Origin of the sequence: Streptomyces spinosus (genome assembly GCF_020400655.1) — a bacterium.
GTDB lineage: Bacteria > Actinomycetota > Actinomycetes > Streptomycetales > Streptomycetaceae > Streptomyces > Streptomyces argyrophylli.
In genome coordinates this window covers 86,771-103,664 of sequence record NZ_JAINRC010000023.1, presented here as the reverse complement: position 1 = coordinate 103,664, position 16,894 = coordinate 86,771, and the positions used below count along the sequence as shown (strand labels likewise).

Here is a 16,894-nt window from a genome sequence, read left to right as displayed (position 1 = left end):
GGGCCGGTGACGGCGGCCGTGACCGTCGCCGTCGCGGACACGGACCGGCTCCTGGCCCTGCCCGGTGCGGACGCGTCGCTCCTGACGGCCGCGGAGCGGCGGCGCCTGGCCGCCGCCCGCACCGCGCGGGCCCGGGCCGACTTCCTCGCCGCGCACGTCCTGGCCCGGATGTGCGTGGCACGGCGGACCGGCGGCGCGGCCCGGGACGTCGCGCTGGACCAGCGGTGCCCGCTCTGCGCGGGCCCGCACGGCCGGCCGCGGGTCACGGGCGCGCGGTGCGGGGTCAGCCTGTCGTACGCGGACGGGGTGGTGGCGGCCGCGGCGGCCGATCACCCCGTCGGCATCGACGTCGAGCGGCTGCCCGGGCCGGCCACCCGGTCCGGCGGGCCCGGCCTGCGCGGCTTCGACTCGTTCCTGACCCGCGGCGAGATCGACCGGATCCGCGGGTCGCCCGCCCCGCACCGCGCGTTCCTGCGGACCTGGGTACGAAAGGAGGCACTGGTCAAGCTCACCGCGCGGGGCCTGCCCGCGATGGCGGACGTGGACCTCGCGCGCCTGCCGCTCGTCCCCACGGGCCGGGACCGGCCGTTCCGGCTCGGCCGCCGACTCCTGTACGACCTGCCCGGCGTGCCGCCCGACGTGGTCGGCGCGGTCGCCGTCACCGCCCCGGACGCCTCGGCCGGCCGGGGTTCCACAGCCGCCTCCGGCATGCAGTCGCTCACCACAGACGACCTGATCGACACCCTCTCATTCCAGGGAGAAGCATCATGACCGAGGTACAGACCCAGCCCGAGAGCGTCGTCCCGGACGCCCTGACCACCGTGCTGCTCGGACACAACGCCTTCCAGTTCACCCGCGCCGGTGTCGAACTCGGCCTCTTCGACCTGCTGGAGCGCGACCCCGGTACGCCGCGCGAGCGGATCGGCACCGAACTGGGCCTCGCCGAGCGGTCGTTGGACATCCTGCTGCTCGGCGTCACCTCGCTGCGGCTGGTGGAGCGCACCGAGGAGGGGTACCGCAACTCGAAGTCGATCTCGGACCTGTTCACGGGCGGCCACTGGGAACTCGTCAAGGCGGTCGTCGGGTTCGAGGCGTACGTCACCTACCCGGGTCTCGTCGACTTCACCGAGTCCCTGCGGGCCAACAGCAACATCGGCCTGCGCCGCTACCCGGGCGACGGCGCGACCGTCTACCACCGGCTCAGCGAGGACCCCGAACTGCTCAAGGTCTTCTACCACTTCATGGGCACCTGGTCGGCCGTCGCCAGCAAGCACCTGATCAAGTACGGCGACTTCAGCGCCTCCCGGCGCGTCCTCGACGTCGGCGGCGGCGACGCGACGATGGCGATGGCGGTGGCCCGGGCCCACCCGGACATCGAGGTGACGGTCCTGGAGATCCCGAAGGTGGTCGACCTGGCCCGCAAGCGGGTGGAGGAGGCGGGGCTCGGCGACCGCGTCAAGGTGATCGAGGGCGACATCTTCGCGGGCGACTACCCCGAGGGGCACGACACCGTGATGTTCGTGCACCAGCTTCAGATCTGGCCGCAGGACCGCATCCGCGTGCTCCTGGGCCACGCCCACGCGGTGCTGCCGGACGGCGGCCGGGTGATGATCCTGAACTCGATGTCCGAGGACAACTACGACGGCCCCCTCATGGCCGCCCTGGCCAGCCCCTTCTTCGCGGCGGTCGCGGGCGAGGGCGGGATGCTCTACTCCTGGGAGGGCTACGAGAAGTCACTGAAGGAGGTCGGATTCGACCAGGTGCGCCGCACCCGCTGCACCGAGGCCATCACCCCGCACGGCATCATCACGGCGGTCAAGTGAGCGGGCGCCCGCCCGGTCCCGGCCTGGTGGAGGACCTCGTACGCCTGCGCGAGGACCTCCACCGGGAACCGGAACTCGGGCTCGATCTGCCGCGGACCCAGGCCAAGGTGCTCGCGGCACTCGACGGACTGCCCCTGGAGATCACGACCGGCAGCTCGCTGTCCTCCGTCACCGCCGTGCTGCGCGGCGGGGGCCCGGACACCGGGGACGGCGACCGTCCCGTCGTCCTGCTGCGCGCCGACATGGACGCGTTGCCGCTGACGGAGACGAGCGGCGTCCCGTACGCGTCCAAGATCGAGGGCCGGATGCACGCCTGCGGGCACGACCTGCACACGGCCATGCTGGTCGGCGCGGCCCGGCTGCTCACCGAGGACCTGGACGGGCTGCGCGGCGACGTGGTGTTCATGTTCCAGCCGGGAGAGGAGGGGCACCACGGCGCGCGGCTGATGATCGAGGAGGGGGTGCTGGAGGCGGCCGGCCGGCGCCCGGTGGCGGCGTACGCGCTGCACGTGGCCTCCTCGATGCTGCCGCCGGGGTGGCTGCTGACCCGCAAGGGCCCGCTGCTGGCCGGGGGCGACGCCCTGCGCGTGACCGTCCGGGGCCGGGGCGGGCACGACTCCCAGCCACAGCTCCTGAAGGATCCGGTTCCGGCCGCGGCCGAGATGGTGCTGGCGCTCCAGACGTACGCGAGCCGGGGCTTCGACCCCTTCGACCCGGTGCTGCTCTCGGTCGGCAGCATCCACGCGGGCACGTCGGCCAACATCATCCCGGACGAGGCGGAGCTGAAGATCGGTGTCCGCACCTTCGGGCCGGGGGCCAAGGCCCAGGTCGTGGAGGGGGTGCGGCGGGTGCTGGAGGGCGTCGCCGCGGCCCACGGGGTCACGGTGACGGTGGAGCACTCCATGGACTACCCGGTCACCGTCGTCGACCCGGACGAGGCGGACTTCGCGGCCGGCACGGTCGAGAGGGCGCTGGGCCCGGGGCGGCTCGTCTGGTCCCCGAACACCCTCAGCCCGTCGGAGGACTTCTCCTTCGTGCTGGACCGGGTGCCGGGGGCGATGCTGTTCCTCGGTGCCTGCCCGCCCGACCGCGACCCGGGGACGGCGAGCTTCAACCACAGCCCTGACGCGGTGTTCGGCAACGAGGTGCTGGGCGACGGCGCCCTGCTCCTGGCCTCCCTGGCGAAGGACCGGCTGGCCGCGGCCGGCTGACCGCGGCGGGGCGGGCGCGGACGCGGCTCGGGGTGCGGATCAGGTCCGCGCCCCGAGCCGCGCACGCAGTTCCCGGTTCTCCTCCTCCAGGCGCACGAGGCGCTCGTACACGGGCTCCAGCACGTGCGCGAGCTCGGCCTCGGAGAAGCGCGGGGTGATGTGCTTGGTGCAGTTCCAGGCGAGGCCTTCGACCCGCACGACGATCAGCGCCTCCTCGTGCCCGTCGGTGCGCGCGTCCCCCGACCGGTCCCGCAGGCCGTGGAATTCGGCGGCGTCCCTGATCTCGGCCCGGCCGAGTACCTTCAGCCGGGTGCGGTGCGCGTAATCCATGAAGAACAGCGAGACCCGGTCGTTCCCGCGCACGTTGCCGGTCGTGATGTACTGCCGGTTTCCCCGCACGTCGAGGAAGGCCAGCGTCTCCTCGTCCAGCACGTGCACGAATCCGGGCGGCCCGCCGCGGAACTGGATGTACGGCCAGCCGGTCTCCGTCACGGTGCCGAGGTAGAACCCGTCGCGGGCCGCGATGAACTCGGCCTCGTCGGCGCCCAGTCGGTCGGCACGCCCCGGGTCCGAGGCGAGCAGCCGCTGCATCGCGGCGGCGCTTCCCCGCTCCTCCTGGACGCGCCGGACGTTTTCGGTGAAGGCCACGTGGGCGTATCGGCTCATGCGGCGCTGCCTCCCTATCGAGGAATCCAACCGGGCACGCGGAAAGAGCAACGAGGGACGACTTGGGTCCAGAGCTTAGTTCACAAGCCCCGATGAACTCCACGATTCGGTGAACGGACCGAGGGCCGCCCTGTGCCATTCGGCCCTGCCTCGACGTCGATCCGGGCACCACCGGGCGGTCGGTCCCCGGCTCCGGCCGACGCTTCCGGCCCTGCCGAGGCGACGATGCGGTGCGCGGCCTTGCGGCCCTTCGACGGCGACCGGGCCGCGTTCCGCGCAGCGCGTGCGGCGGTTGGCCCATGCGTCGGCTGCCGGCGGGGAGGTCGTGGTCCACGGCGCGCCTTCCGCGCACCGGCAGACCGGCCCGGCGGCGTCGACGATCCCGCTCCGGGCCCGCTCGGACGTCTACGAGGCCGAGACGGTCCGGGGCTTCCGGCCGAACCGATGCTTCGGCACCGCCTCGTCCGAGGAGGCCCTGCGCCGGCCGGCGGCCCGGCCGCCGCACCACGACAGTGATCGGTCACGACGCATCCGCCGGAGCCTGCGCGTCCGCCTCGGGCTCCCTCGCCGTGGCGGACACCGTCCGGCCCGCGCCGCCGCGGCTGAGGTGCACGCCGATCGCCGAGGTCGCGAGGCCCAGTACGGCGGCCGCACCCCAGGCGGTCCGGAAGTCGTTCCGTGAGGCCGCACCGACGTGCGAGCCGACCACCGCGACCAGGACGGCCACGCCGATCGTGGCGGAGATCTGGCGGACGGAGTTGACCAGCGCCGACCCGGTTGCCGCGCGGTGCCCGGGCAGGGCGTGCACACCGGCGGCCACCAGCGTGCCCAGGGCCAGGCCGACGCCCGTTCCGGTCAGCAGCTGGCTGGGCAGCAGGTCGAGCGCGTAATCCGGTGTGACGGACGCGAAGCACACGCGCCAGATCATGCCGCCGGTGAACAGCAGCCCGCCGGCGGCGACCAGCGGACCGTGTCCGAAGCGCTGCGCGGCGCGGGCGGTCAGCAGGGTGACGACCGGCACGAGGGCGGGACCGGGGACCAGGGCGACGCCGGTGCGCAGCGCGCTCCAGTGCCAGACCTCCTGGCACCACAGCACGTTGGACAGCAGCATGATCGCGAAGGCGACGCCGAACGCGAGGCTGCCCGCGTTCGCCGCCCCGAAGCGCGGCAGCCGCAGCAGGTGCAGCTCGAACAGCGGGCGGGGGTGTCGCAGCGACCTGAGGACGAACGCGGCACCGCCGGTCACGGCGACGGCCACGAGCAGTACGGTGCCGCCGCTCGTCCAGCCCCAGTCGGGGGCCTGCACCAGCGCCCCGGACAGTGCCGCGACCGACGACATGAGCAGCAGGGCGCCGAGGAGGTCGGGCAGCGGCCCCGTCTCCCGCGCGGCCGGCTGCGGCAGGGCCGATCGGCCGGCGACGAGCGCGGCGATGCCGATGGGCACGTTGACCGCGAAGACCCACCTCCAGTCCACCTCGGTCAGGAGGCCGCCGGCGACGGGTCCGGCGGCGGCGGCGAGTCCTCCGACCGCGGCCCAGTTCCGGGTGGCGTGGGTGCGGCGTTCGGCCGGCACCGTCGCCAGCAGCAGGGCCAGGGACGTCGGGATCTGGGCGGACGCCCCGACGGCCTGTACCACCCGGGCCACGACGAGGGTCGCCAGGTTCGGGGCCAGGGCACAGCCCAGTGACGCGAGGGTGAAGACGGCGACCCCGGTGAGGAAGACCGGCCGTTGGCCTATGCGGTCACCGGCGCGCCCGGCCACCACCAAGAGCGCGGCGAAGGTGATCGCGTAGGCGTTGAGGACCCAGGACAGCGAACCGAGGGTCACGCCGCTGCCGCCCCCGGAGAAGCTCGCTCCCATGGCCGGAAGGGCGACGTTGACGATCCACAGGTCCAGGTTGGTCATGAAGACGGCCAACAGGACCACCATGGTGGCCCTTCGGGTGTGCTTTGGAAATCCAAGCGTCGTGGGCATGGCGCAAGTGAAGCACGAGGGTGGTTTGGAAATCAAACCATTGCGAGGTGATACTGGGACCGTGACCACACGCATCGATCCCCAGGACATGGCCGGACGCCCCTGCTCGCTCGCCGCCGCCCTGCAGATCGTCGGTGACCGATGGGCTCTGCCGGCGATCCGCGAGGTCATGCTCGGCAACCACCGGTTCCGGCAGATCGCCAGGAACACCGGCGCCCCCACGGACCGCCTGGCGGCACGCCTGAAGGCGCTGGTGGAGAGCGGCGTCCTCGAACGGCACCCGCTGCCGGACGACGCACGCCACAGCGGCTACTACCTGACCGAGGCAGGACGCGACCTGGCGGGCATCACCCGCGAGCTCATCGGCTGGGGCGACCGCTGGGCCGTCACCTCACCTCCCGTCCGGCTCCTCCACCGGGACCACGAGCTCGTCACCCACACGGTCTGCGAGGTCTGCGGTGAGCGGGTCCACGCCGAGGACATCCACCGTGAAGAGACAATCCCCGGCTGGGACCGGTCCGGTCCGGTGCAGGCCTCGTAGACAGCGGTGAGGCCACGATCCCCCGCTGATCAACCGCTGTCGTGCGGACGGCCTCGAAGCCTCCGTCACGACACCGACGCCGGTGGTGGCGTCAGTGAGCGGGGTCGAGGTGACCGGGCAGCGCCCCAGGGAGTTCGCCGGGAGACCACGTCAGCACTGCCACAGGAACTTCAGGGCCTGATTCCCGCCCGAGTCCGGCCCCCAGTCGCCGCACGACCAGGCAGGCCCTTGGCCTGGCAGAACGCGGCCGACGGCGGGGACGCGGCGCAGGACGAGGCCACCCGCGCAGTGGGCTGCGGCGGCATGCCCGACGGCGTCGGCACGCAGGACCGCGAGGTCCTTGAGCGCGGTGGCATCCGGCAGGCGGGCGTGCAGCGGGACACCCCGGCCGAGCAGTCGCCGCGTCCGGTGATCCGGACGGTCCGGCTCCGCCAGGGAACGCGCTCGGCGGAAGTGTCGCTGAAGGCGCTCGTCGCAGCCGTCCGTCCTCGTTGGCCGATGGGTGTGGATCCGTGACGTCGGTCACGCGAGCCACCGATCAACCAGCGCCCTTAGTAGGAGCGGCGTAGAGGATATTAAGCGCTTTGTCCACTTTGGGTTGGATGTGCATCCTGTCGTGCGTACGGGGGCTCCGCCCGGTCGCCCAGCATGCCAACAACCCCTGCCTGTGAGGTTTTCTGACGTCGCGACAGCTCGTCCTCCTGTCGCCATGCCCTGACGCGGGGGCCTGCCCGCTGCCCCGGAGAGGCCTGAGGGCCTACGAGGCGTCGTAGTGGAGGGACCCGTTGCGCACCCTGTTGAGCCGTTTTAAGAATTACGGCCCACAGGACGTCGCCGCAGTTGAGAACCGGTGTTCACGCCGACTCGACCGCGCACTGCGGCGATCGGTCACCGAGTGAGCAGGAGCCCCCCACGTGAAATTTTCCCGACCGTCCCCGCGACTCCTCTCCCTCGCTCTCGGCCTGGGGCTGGCCTCCAGCGCGCTGGGCGCGGCAGTGCCGGCGAGCGCAGAGCCGGCCGCCACCCCGGCCGCTTCAGCCGGTACCTCCGTGGCGCGGTACGACGGGTCGGCCGAGGAGGCCGCGAACAACAAGGCGTTCTTCGAGGCCGTCCTCAAGTCGGTCGCCGAGAAGAGCGCCGCCCAGCCCGACGCGCAGACGGTGACCATCCACTACGACGCCTCCAAGGCGCCGAGTTTCCGTTCACAGATATCGAGCGCGGCCTCGATCTGGAACAGCTCCGAGTCCCACGTCAAGCTCGAAGAGGCTTCGAGCGGTGCCGACTTCTCCTACTCCGAGGGCAACGACCCTCGGGGGTCGCACGCGGACACCGACGGCCACGGAAAAGGCTCCATCTTCCTCGACTACACCCAGACCCAGCAGAACGACTCCATCCGCGTCGTCGCCCATGAGACCGGACACGTGCTGGGTCTTCCGGACGACTACAGCGGGCCGTGCAGTGAGCTGATGTCGGGCGGCGGCCCCGGTCCGTCCTGCACCAACCGCTACCCGAACGCCACCGAGCGCGCGCGTGTCGACCAGCTGTGGGCCACCGGAGCCGCTCAGGCCCCGAGCACGGGGAACCCGTCTGCGGGGGGCCCGAGCGCGGGAGGCCCGAGCGCGGGGAACCCGAGCGCGGGAGGTCCGAGCGCGGGAGGTCCGCCTGCGGGAAACCCGTCTGCGGGAGGCCCGAGCGCGGGAGGCCCGCCTGCGGGGGGCCCGGGCGTGGGGGGCCCGAGCGCTGGGAACCCGAGCGCGGGAGGCCTGGGCACTGCACCGGGGGTGCGGATCGTGACACCGGGTAACGGTCCGTGGCAAGCGATCCGCAATGCGCCCTGACTGACGGCCGGGGCCGGTTGATCACTTCCCGAGCGGGCGGCGGCCCTCCGTCACGGACGGCCTCGGTCACACGCCCAGGACAGTCGCCTGAGTGTTGCCGTCGGCCGCCCGGAAAGTCCGGTGCCGCCGTGGTCGGCCGGTACGGCCGGTACTCCAGGACCATCGAGCCGGGTCTCGACCCGGTGATCCGGTTCATCGACTCGACACACGACCGGCTCGCCTCGCGCGAGCCGGTCGTGGTGTTCCCGGTCCGTCGCGGCGCACGCGGAAGACCTGGACCTCGTCCACGTGCCTGATCGTGCCGGTTCCGTCGTCGTGGGTCTCGGCGAGACGGTGGCCCGCCCTCACCGCCGTCCGCGCCCACCGCCTCGCGGGCTCCCGCCTCGTCCTCCTCCGGCATCACCCACCACACCGGCTGCCAGGTGTGCGCGGACGGCTCGTGACGCGGCTGCCGGGGGCCGCGGCGGGGACCGGCGGTGCCGGGGTGCACCGGGTGCCGCTCCAGCTCGACGCGGCACGGATGGAGGGTCGGCCGGACAGGGTCCTGGACCGGCTCCGGGGACACGCCTCCGGCCTTGTGACACCCGCATTGCGATCACGTGACAGGCTCCCGGGAGGCCTGGCGCGGAGCGTGATCACGGCCGAAGAATCAATGCCGGTCGGTGTGCTCGCCCGATGCACAGCGAACGACATCCGCCCGCAGGTCCATCACCGCTCCACCAGGACGGCGTGCCCTTCGCCCTCAGAAAGTGTCAGGCTCATGCCATATCCCGGCACACCCTCGCCGGCTCCCCGCGCTGCCACGACCGTCGAGATCCGCTCGCCCAGGGGGGCGGGCTTGTGATCCGCCACCTGACGCGCAAGGCAGCGGGATGGCTCGTCATGATCGTCGTCGCCACCAACGTGACGTACGTGCTGGCCGCCTGGTTCCTCGACCCGAGGTCCAACTACCGGGGGCTGCGGCCGGTCCGCACCGAGGAACAGATCGATCACGCGCTGGCGCCCTACAACCTGGATCCCCGGACCCCTCTGGCGGACCGGTGGTGGCACTGGTTCAGCAACGTGCTCCTGCACTTCGACTGGGGGAAGTCCCCCGTCGGGGCGTCGGTCGACTCGGAGATCGGTTTCCGGGTCGTGGTCAGCGGCCAGCTGGTCACCGCCGCGACACTGCTGTCCGTGGTGGCGGGTGTGGCGCTGAGCGTGTTCACCGCCTCCCGGCAGTACGGGTGGTGGGACCGGACGACCCAGCTCGTCTCCGTGTTCCTCTTCAACGTCCCGGCCGCTGTCGCGGCGCTGGCGGTCGTCTTCGCCGGGATCTGGCTGAACCAGCACCTCGGCTGGCGCCTCTTGTACGTCGCCGGAGAGAAGTCCCCGGACGTCAGCGGAGTCTGGCCGACGGTCGCCGACCGGTTCCGGCACCTCGTCCTGCCGACGCTGAGCCTGACCCTGCTCGGCTACGTCGGTTACCACCTGACCCAGCGCTCGCTGCTGCTGGACAACATCAACTCGGACTTCGTGCGCACCGCCCGCGCCACCGGCCTCACACGTGCCCAGGCGATCCGCCGACACGCACTGCGCGCCTCGCTGATCCCCACGGCGACGTCCGTGGCGTTCAGCATCCCGGCGATCTTCACTGGCGCGGTGATCACCGAGACCGTCTTCGGCTGGAACGGCATGGGCCAGTACTTCGTCCAGACGATCGCCAAGAACGACGTGCACGGTGCCGTCGCCGTCGCGGCGTTCGGAGCCGGCATGACGGCGATCGGCGCGATCCTGGCCGACGTCGCGGTCGTCGTCCTCGACCCCCGAGTGCGGGTGAGGTGACATGGCGACCACGGTGACCTCCCTGCCCGAGCCGCTCGATCCGGACACGACGGCGCCTGGTCCGGCGGCCCGTGCGGGCGGCGGACGACTGTATCTGCGGCGGTTCGCCCGCAACCGGCCGGCGCTGTTCGGGGTCGTACTCCTCGTGCTGCTGGTCCTGTTCAGTGTGTGCGGCGGTTGGCTCACGCACTTCTCCTACACCGACGTGGACTTCACCGCACTCACCCAGCCCCCCGGTGGCACGCACTACTTCGGCACCAACCAGGGCGGCAACGACGTCTACGCCGAGGCCGTGCACGGTCTGCAGCGCTCCCTCGTGATCGCCGTCAGCGTCTCGGTACTGACGATCGTGCTCGCCGCGGTGATCGGTGCGGGTGCCGCGTACTTCGGCGGCCGGGTCGAAAGGCTGACGCTGACCGTCATCCACTTCCTGCTCGTCGTGCCGTCGTTCCTGATCCTGGCCCTGGTCTCGCATCACCTGGCCGGGGACTGGCGGGTGCTCATCCTGGTGCTGACCGTCTTCGGCTGGATGTCGACGGCACGGGTCATCTGGTCCGTCTCCACCTCGCTGCGCGAGAGGGACTACGTGCTGGCCGCCGAGTTCATGGGCGTGCGGCCGTGGCGGATCATCCTGCGGCACATCATTCCCAACCTCGGTTCCCTGCTCATCGTCAACCTCACTCTGGGAGTCGTCGCCACCGTGCTCAGTGAAACCGCCCTGTCGTTCCTGGGTTTCGGAGTGCAGACACCCGACGTGTCACTGGGCACGATGCTCGCCGACGGATCCGGCACGATCACCACCGCACCGTGGCTGTTCGGCTACCCGGCAGCGCTGGTGGTGCTGCTGACCCTGTCCATGACGCTCGTCGGGGACGGCCTGCGCGACGCGTTCGACCCCAGCTCGGCCACCGGTGCGCGCGGAGGCCGGCGATGACCGTGACATCCCCGGGGACGCACCCACCCGCCGGATCCGCCGCGACAGCACCGGCGCTGTCCGTTCGCGGCCTCAGCGTGGCCTTCCCCTCGGAGGCCGGTCCGGTACAGGCCGTGCGGGAAGTGAGCTTCGACGTCCTGCCCGGACGGACGCTCGGCATCGTCGGTGAGTCGGGGTCGGGCAAGTCGGCGACGGCGATGGGCGTCATGGGGCTGCTGCCGGAGACGGCCCAGGTGTCGGGCTCAGTGCTGCTGGGCGGCCGTGACCTGGTCGGGCTCGGCGACCGTGAACTGTCCGCCGTGCGCGGCAAGGACATCGGCATGGTCTTCCAGGATCCGCTGTCCGCCCTGACCCCGATCTTCTCCGTCGGCAGACAGCTGTCCGACGCGCTGCGCGTGCACCAGGACCTGACACGGCAGGCCGCGTGGAACCGCGCCGTCGAACTGCTGGACCTGGTCGGCATCGCCGAGCCGCACCGCAACGCGCGCGCCTTTCCGCACGAGTTCTCCGGGGGCATGCGTCAGCGCGTGGTGATCGCTCTGGCGATGGCGAACTCGCCGTCGGTCATCGTCGCCGACGAGCCGACCACCGCTCTCGACGTGACGGTGCAGGCGCAGATCCTGGACGTGCTGCGGACCGCACAGACCGAGACGGGCGCCGGCCTCGTGCTGATCACCCATGACCTGGGGGTGGTGGCCGGGTACGCCGACGACGTCGCCGTGATGTACGCGGGCCGGATCGTGGAGCAGGCCGGCGCCCACGAGCTGTTCGCGCGGCCGACCATGCCTTACACGATCGGGCTCCTCGGCGCGGTACCCCGGCCCGAGGCACGGGCGAGCGGGCGGCTGGTACCGATCGGGGGCGAACCACCGTCGCTGGTGGGCCTCCCGGCGGGATGTTCCTTCGCGGAACGCTGTCCCGCCGCCGTGGACCGCTGCCACCAGCAAGAACCACCGCTGACCGCCGTACCCGGACACGGTCGGGTCGCCTGCTGGCGCTCCCATGACATAGCCGACGGGAACCCGGCGGCCGGTTCGCTGTTCTCGCCACCCGAAGCGGCCGTCGAAGAGCACCGCCCCGACCGGCGTGGCCCCGGTGAGACCGTGCTGCGGGTCGCCGGACTGGCCAGGACGTTCCCGCTCACCAAGGGGGCGTTCCTCAAACGCCGCGTCGGCACGCTGCACGCCGTCAGCGACGTCGGCTTCGAACTGCGGGCCGGTGAAACCCTCGGGCTCGTGGGCGAGTCCGGCAGCGGCAAGACCACCACCCTGCTGGAGATCATGCGCCTGAGGCCGCCCGAGCACGGCCTGATCGAAATCGCGGGCACCGACGTCGCCGCACCACGCTCCACGGAACGGACCCAGCAACTGCGCCGCACGGTGCAGATCGTCATGCAGGACCCCATGGGATCGCTCGATCCGCGGCTGCCCGTCTTCCGGCTGCTCGCGGAACCGCTCCAGGCCGTCGGTACGGACCGGGACGCCGTCCGGGTCCGCGTGGAGGAACTCCTGTCCCTCGTCGGGCTGGACGCGTCGCTGGCGGACCGCTTCCCAGCGGCTCTCTCGGGCGGCCAGCGCCAGCGCGTCGCGATCGCCCGCGCCCTGGCGACCGAACCGCGGATCGTGGTCCTGGACGAACCCGTGTCCGCCCTGGACGTGTCCGTCCAGGCCGACGTCATCAACCTGCTCACGAGGCTCCAGCACGAACTGGGCCTGGCGTACCTGATCGTCGCCCACGACCTCGCGGTGATGCGACAGGTCTCCGACCGCATCGCCGTCATGTACCTGGGACACATCGTCGAGAGCGGTGCCACCGAAGACCTCTTCACACACGCCCGGCACCCGTACACCGAAGCCCTTCTGTCGGCGATCCCGGTGCCGGATCCACAGGTGGAACGCTCTCGCGAGCACATCGTGCTCAAGGGCGAGCAGCCCAGTGCGTCACGTCTCCCGCGAGGCTGTGTCTTCGCCGACCGCTGTCCGCTGTACCCGCTGCTCGACGGCGGGACACAACAGCGCTGCCGCACCGAACGGCCCCTCCTGCGGCCGGCGGCATCGGGAACCGACCACCGCCACGCCTGCCACGCCCGCTGACCGGTTCCTTCGCCTTCCGCAGCGGTGCCGCGACGCGTGGCGCCGCCTCACCCCACAGAGAAACGGATCAACTCCCCATGCGATCGAGCATCGCCCCCGCCTCCGCGCTCACCGTCGCCCTCGCCCTCGCCGTCACGGCCACCGCCTGCAGTTCCTCCGGGGCCGACGCTCCGAACGCCGGGAAGGCGGGAAACGGCTCGACGCCCGCGGTCGCCTCTGCGAAGGTCGACTACAACCCCCAGCCGTACGACAACATCAAGGACGGAGGTACCTACACCACTCCTGGAACCTTCGACGACCAGGGCAACCCGTTCAACGCCAACGCCACCCTCACCGCGAGCCGTGTGTGGTTCTGGTACAACCCGGATGTCATCACCTACTCCCCCACGGGTGACGTGCAGTACAACCCGGACTACCTCAGTGACGTCAAGGTCACGGTGACCGGCGGCAACCAGCGGGTGGTCCTCACACTCAACCCCAAGGCCGCCTACAACGACGGCACCCCGATCGACTGGCGGGCCGTGAAGGCGACCTGGCAGGCCAACAACGGCTCGAACAAGGACTACAACGCGACCAACACCGAGGGCTACCGCAACATCGTCTCGGTCACCCGCGGCACCGACGACCGGCAGGCCGTCATCGACTTCAAGGGAGTCGACCCGTGGTGGTCGAGCCTGTTCACGACGTTCCTGCATCCCAAGGCCGCCACGGTCGCCAACTTCAACGACGCCTACGTGAAGAAGGCGCATCCCGAATGGGGCGCGGGTCCCTACACCGTCGGCACCTTCGACACCAAGAGCGGCAACCTCACCTTCGTCCGCAACCCGAAGTGGTGGGGCAAGAGAGGCAAGCTCGACAAGCGCGTCTACGTCAACCTGGACTCCGAGGCCGCGATCAACGCCTTCAGGAACGGGCAGGTCGACTATGCCGCCACCGGCAGCGCCGAGGGCTTGAAGCAGATCAGCGGGGTCGACGGAACCGAGATCCGTCGTGGCGGCAGCCCCTTCGAGTACTCGCTCTACGTCAACGCGAAGTCCACGGTGCTCAAGGACGTCAAGGTGCGCAAGGCGCTGCTGGAGAGCGTCGACAGGACACAGATCGCCAAGATCCAGTTCCAGGGCCTGGACTACTCCGAGCCTCTTCCCGGCTCGGCGCTGCTGTACAGCTTCCAGAAGGGCTACTCGGACAACGTCTCATCGGTGATCAAGTACTCGCCCGACGACGCCAGGAAGACTCTCGACGCGGCCGGCTGGAAGGCCGACGGCAACGGCGTCCGGGAGAAGAACGGCGCCAAGCTCAGGGTGGGCTACACCCTGCTCGGCGACGACCCGCTGGAGAAGGCGACGGCCAACGCGTTCGCCGCCATGCTCAAGCCGGTCGGCATCCAGGTGGACATCAAGAAGGCCGACGAAGCCGATTTCTCCAAGATCCTCAGCGATCGCGACTTCGACCTCTTCCTCTCCGGCAACCGCTCGACGGACCCCTTCGGCGCTCGCTACCTGTACCAGTTCTACGGCACCGACAGTGACTCCAACCTGACCGGCACCGGAACCCCCGAGCTGGACAAGGAGATCCACGCGGCGTCCCGGATCTCCGACCCCGCGAAGCAGACGGCCCAGGCCAACGCGATCGAACGCAAGGAACTCGCGCAGTACGCCTTCCTGCCGCTGTACAGCGGTCCCTCCGTCTACGGTGTCAAGAAGGGGCTGGCCAACGTCGGCGCCACGATCTTCGGCACGCCCCTGCCGGAGACGGTCGGCTGGCAGAAGTGACTCCTCGCCGCCGTGGGGGCGTCTTCGCGCCGTCTTGATCCGTGATCGCCCCCTCCCCGGCCTCCGGCAGCGGGCATGGCGCACCCCGGCCCTGGGCGGAGCAGCCCTGACGGCACCTGCCCGCGCTGGTTCGGGTGGTGGCGGACCCGCTGCCGCCGCTGAACGCTTCGGTCCGCGACGGCACACCACACCGCGTCACCACGGCGCCGCCGCCGGCCCCGGGTCAGGGCCGGCCGGCTTCGTCCGCGGATCCGGTTCTGGCTCGCTTCGCGTGAACCGGTCACGGTGGGTCATACGGCGTAGCTCAAAGGCCGTGGTCCCGGTGAGCTTTCCGTGGCCGGAAAGTCCCGCGCCACGGAGGTGACCCGGTCCCGAACGCGCTGCCGGTCCGGAGGTTGACCGCTCGCCAGGTCGAGCGCTCTCGCCAGGTCGACGACGGGCTGCGGCACGTCGGGGTAGTCGAGTTCGGCTGCGGCTTCCGTATGGATCAGCCTCGCTCCGTGTACGGGATCGAGTCGACCGGCACGACCGCTGCCGACCCGGGCTGAACCACCTGGCATTCCACGTCAAGGATGCCGCCACCGCCGAAGCCCTGGCCGCCGAGGCCACACAGCACGGCTGGCGCCTGCTGTTCCCCCACCTGCACCCGCACGCCGGTGGCGAAGAGCACTACGCGGCCTACCTGGAGAACGAGGACGGCTTCGAGATCGAACTCGTCGCGATCAACCCAGCCAACCGCGGATGAGTTCAACCGGTCACAGGTCTCGACTATTACTCCGGTGACCCCGCACTGGCCGCGGCGGTCGATGCCCGCCCGGGCGTCGACACCAAGGAGCGAGATGGAAGCCGCCCATGCATCATCCTCGCCCGCGCGGTCTGGACCTGCTTCCCGGCGTCGTTCACGACGCTCACCTCCACCACCGATTATCGAGTGTATGCTCGATTATGCGGATACCCGCGATGCGGGCAGTCCGGATGACCATTGCCCCCAATCGACCAAGGAAAGCCCTGGTGAGGGCCCGTCCAGGGGGAAGCTGAGCGCAGCGGTCCGGTCGCGTGGGGCGGGGGTGCCGGGCAGGATGTGAAGTGTCAATTCGAACGGGCGCCCTTCGTCTCCGCGCGGCGGCGAACCCCGCAAACGGACCCCCTGCGACGGGGCGGACGCGTCTCGGTGGAGCCCTCAGGGTCGACGCCACAGCGATCCAGGGCGCGACACGTTCCCCGCACAGCACCAAGGAAAGCGGGTCGCCATGTCCCAGGCCGCAAACGAGTTGAGCAGGGCCCCCACGCCGGACCCGGCCGAAGACGACGCGTACTTCCCGTCGCCGTATTCGCTCAGTCAGTACACGTCGTCTAAGACCGACTTCGATGGGGTCCAGCACAGGGGCGCCTACACCCAGGGGAAGTGGAAGGTGCTCATGATCGCGACGGAGGAGCGCTACGTCCTGCTGGAGAACGGCAAGATGTTCTCCACCGGAAACCACCCGGTGGAAATGCTGCTTCCGCTTCATCACGTGATGGAGGCGGGCTTCGACGTCGACATCGCCACGCTGGAGGGCTATCCGGCGAAGCTCGAGCTGTGGGCGATGCCCCGCGAGGACGAAGCGGTCATGGGGACGTACGAGGTCCTCAGGGCGAAGCTCAAGCAGCCCGAGAAGCTCTCCGAGGTCGTCGCCAAGGAACTCGGAGAGGACTCGGATTACATCGCCGTCTTCATTCCAGGCGGGCATGGGGCCGTCGTCGGGCTGCCGGCCAGTGAGGCGGTGAGCCGGACGCTCGAGTGGGCTCTCTGTCCAACGACAAGTTCGTCATCACCCTGTGCCACGGCCCGGCGGCGCTGCTCGCTGCTTCGATGGGCAGGGACGAGTCGCTGTTCAAGGGGTATTCGGTCTGCGTCTTCCCCGACGCACTCGACGAGGGGGCGAACCTCGAGATCGGCTATCTTCCCGGCCGCTTGCCCTGGCTGGTGGCCGATCTGCTGAGCAAGCAGGGACTGAACGTCATCAACGACGACATGACCGGCAGGACCCACCGGGACCGGAAGCTCCTGACGGGTGACAGCCCCCTCGCCTCCCACCAACTCGGTCTGCTCGCCGCCGAGGCCCTGGTCGAAGCGGTCGCGACCGCCGACCAGGTGTACTGATCACGAACGTTGTCGACGCCTGTCGGGCTTGATCGTGGCGAAGACCTCCGGTGTGGTGGAGCTGTCCAGGACTG

The 16,894-nt window shown here is 70.7% G+C and carries 13 protein-coding genes and 2 pseudogenes; 13 read left to right on the top strand and 2 right to left on the bottom strand.

Annotated features, from left to right (window positions below; translation table 11 throughout):
- Window positions 1-6: 6 nt before the first annotated feature.
- Genes LG395_RS35130 through LG395_RS35120 form a run of 3 tightly spaced genes read left to right on the top strand, consistent with a single transcriptional unit; the run spans window position 7 to window position 3,034 of the window.
- Window positions 7-771: a 4'-phosphopantetheinyl transferase family protein gene (locus tag LG395_RS35130; RefSeq protein ID WP_225812879.1), complete on the top strand. Its 765-nt coding sequence runs from the start codon at window positions 7-9 to the stop codon at window positions 769-771.
- Window positions 768-1,823: a methyltransferase gene (locus LG395_RS35125; protein WP_225812877.1), complete on the top strand. Its 1,056-nt coding sequence runs from the start codon at window positions 768-770 to the stop codon at window positions 1,821-1,823. The genes LG395_RS35130 and LG395_RS35125 overlap by 4 nt, the downstream gene beginning before the upstream one ends.
- Window positions 1,820-3,034 carry a M20 metallopeptidase family protein gene (locus LG395_RS35120; protein ID WP_225812875.1) on the top strand — a complete coding sequence of 405 codons (1,215 nt, stop codon included), beginning with the start codon at window positions 1,820-1,822 and terminating at the stop codon, window positions 3,032-3,034. The genes LG395_RS35125 and LG395_RS35120 overlap by 4 nt, the downstream gene beginning before the upstream one ends.
- 39 nt (window positions 3,035-3,073) lie before the next feature.
- Here LG395_RS35120 and LG395_RS35115 read toward each other — a convergent pair whose 3' ends face one another.
- Together LG395_RS35115 and LG395_RS35110 are read right to left on the bottom strand one after the other, a co-directional pair.
- The gene (locus LG395_RS35115) at window positions 3,074-3,700 is read right to left on the bottom strand and encodes a pyridoxamine 5'-phosphate oxidase family protein (protein WP_225812873.1); all 627 of its coding nucleotides are present in this window, start codon (window positions 3,698-3,700) and stop codon (window positions 3,074-3,076) included.
- A gap of 520 nt (window positions 3,701-4,220) precedes the next feature.
- Entirely contained in the window at window positions 4,221-5,675 is a 1,455-nt protein-coding gene (locus LG395_RS35110; RefSeq protein ID WP_225812871.1) for an MFS transporter, read from the bottom strand.
- Window positions 5,676-5,736: 61 nt separating this feature from the next.
- Between LG395_RS35110 and LG395_RS35105 the strand changes: the two genes are divergently transcribed.
- The 10 genes and pseudogenes from LG395_RS35105 (at window position 5,737) to LG395_RS35050 (ending at window position 16,820) form a co-directional block, all read left to right on the top strand.
- On the top strand, window positions 5,737-6,216 hold the full coding sequence (locus LG395_RS35105; protein WP_225812870.1) for a winged helix-turn-helix transcriptional regulator: 480 nt from the start codon (window positions 5,737-5,739) through the stop codon (window positions 6,214-6,216).
- 228 nt (window positions 6,217-6,444) lie between these two features.
- Window positions 6,445-6,732: a hypothetical protein gene (locus LG395_RS35095; RefSeq protein ID WP_225812868.1), complete on the top strand. Its 288-nt coding sequence runs from the start codon at window positions 6,445-6,447 to the stop codon at window positions 6,730-6,732.
- A gap of 398 nt (window positions 6,733-7,130) precedes the next feature.
- Window positions 7,131-7,772: pseudogene (gene snpA / locus LG395_RS35090) on the top strand (snapalysin); the annotation flags it as partial.
- Between the two features lie 1,122 nt (window positions 7,773-8,894).
- Window positions 8,895-9,878, top strand: coding sequence for an ABC transporter permease (locus LG395_RS35080; RefSeq protein ID WP_225812866.1), 984 nt, complete (start codon window positions 8,895-8,897; stop codon window positions 9,876-9,878).
- A gap of 1 nt (window position 9,879) precedes the next feature.
- On the top strand, window positions 9,880-10,812 hold the full coding sequence (locus LG395_RS35075; RefSeq protein ID WP_225812865.1) for an ABC transporter permease: 933 nt from the start codon (window positions 9,880-9,882) through the stop codon (window positions 10,810-10,812).
- On the top strand, window positions 10,809-12,905 hold the full coding sequence (locus tag LG395_RS35070; RefSeq protein ID WP_225812863.1) for a dipeptide ABC transporter ATP-binding protein: 2,097 nt from the start codon (window positions 10,809-10,811) through the stop codon (window positions 12,903-12,905). Before LG395_RS35075 ends, LG395_RS35070 begins: the two co-directional genes overlap by 4 nt.
- A gap of 77 nt (window positions 12,906-12,982) precedes the next feature.
- The gene (locus LG395_RS35065; protein WP_225812862.1) at window positions 12,983-14,677 is read left to right on the top strand and encodes an ABC transporter family substrate-binding protein; all 1,695 of its coding nucleotides are present in this window, start codon (window positions 12,983-12,985) and stop codon (window positions 14,675-14,677) included.
- Between the two features lie 517 nt (window positions 14,678-15,194).
- Window positions 15,195-15,422 (top strand): annotated as a pseudogene (locus LG395_RS35060) (VOC family protein); the annotation flags it as partial.
- 505 nt (window positions 15,423-15,927) lie between these two features.
- A complete protein-coding gene (locus tag LG395_RS35055) occupies window positions 15,928-16,659 on the top strand; it encodes a type 1 glutamine amidotransferase family protein (protein WP_225812861.1) in 732 nt (243 codons plus the stop codon).
- Window positions 16,632-16,820 carry a hypothetical protein gene (locus LG395_RS35050; protein ID WP_225812860.1) on the top strand — a complete coding sequence of 63 codons (189 nt, stop codon included), beginning with the start codon at window positions 16,632-16,634 and terminating at the stop codon, window positions 16,818-16,820. The genes LG395_RS35055 and LG395_RS35050 overlap by 28 nt, the downstream gene beginning before the upstream one ends.
- The last annotated feature ends 74 nt before the right edge of the window (window positions 16,821-16,894 follow it).

Excerpts from the sequence above, each read along its gene's own strand:
- LG395_RS35125 (WP_225812877.1), top strand. The coding sequence starts at position 768 with ATGACCGAGGTACAGACCCAGCCCGAGAGCGTCGTCCCGGACGCCCTG.
- LG395_RS35055 (WP_225812861.1), top strand. The coding sequence starts at position 15,928 with ATGTCCCAGGCCGCAAACGAGTTGAGCAGGGCCCCCACGCCGGACCCG.
- LG395_RS35065 (WP_225812862.1), top strand. The coding sequence starts at position 12,983 with ATGCGATCGAGCATCGCCCCCGCCTCCGCGCTCACCGTCGCCCTCGCC.
- LG395_RS35115 (WP_225812873.1), bottom strand. The coding sequence starts at position 3,700 with ATGAGCCGATACGCCCACGTGGCCTTCACCGAAAACGTCCGGCGCGTC.
- LG395_RS35110 (WP_225812871.1), bottom strand. The coding sequence starts at position 5,675 with ATGCCCACGACGCTTGGATTTCCAAAGCACACCCGAAGGGCCACCATG.
- LG395_RS35075 (WP_225812865.1), top strand. The coding sequence starts at position 9,880 with ATGGCGACCACGGTGACCTCCCTGCCCGAGCCGCTCGATCCGGACACG.
- LG395_RS35070 (WP_225812863.1), top strand. The coding sequence starts at position 10,809 with ATGACCGTGACATCCCCGGGGACGCACCCACCCGCCGGATCCGCCGCG.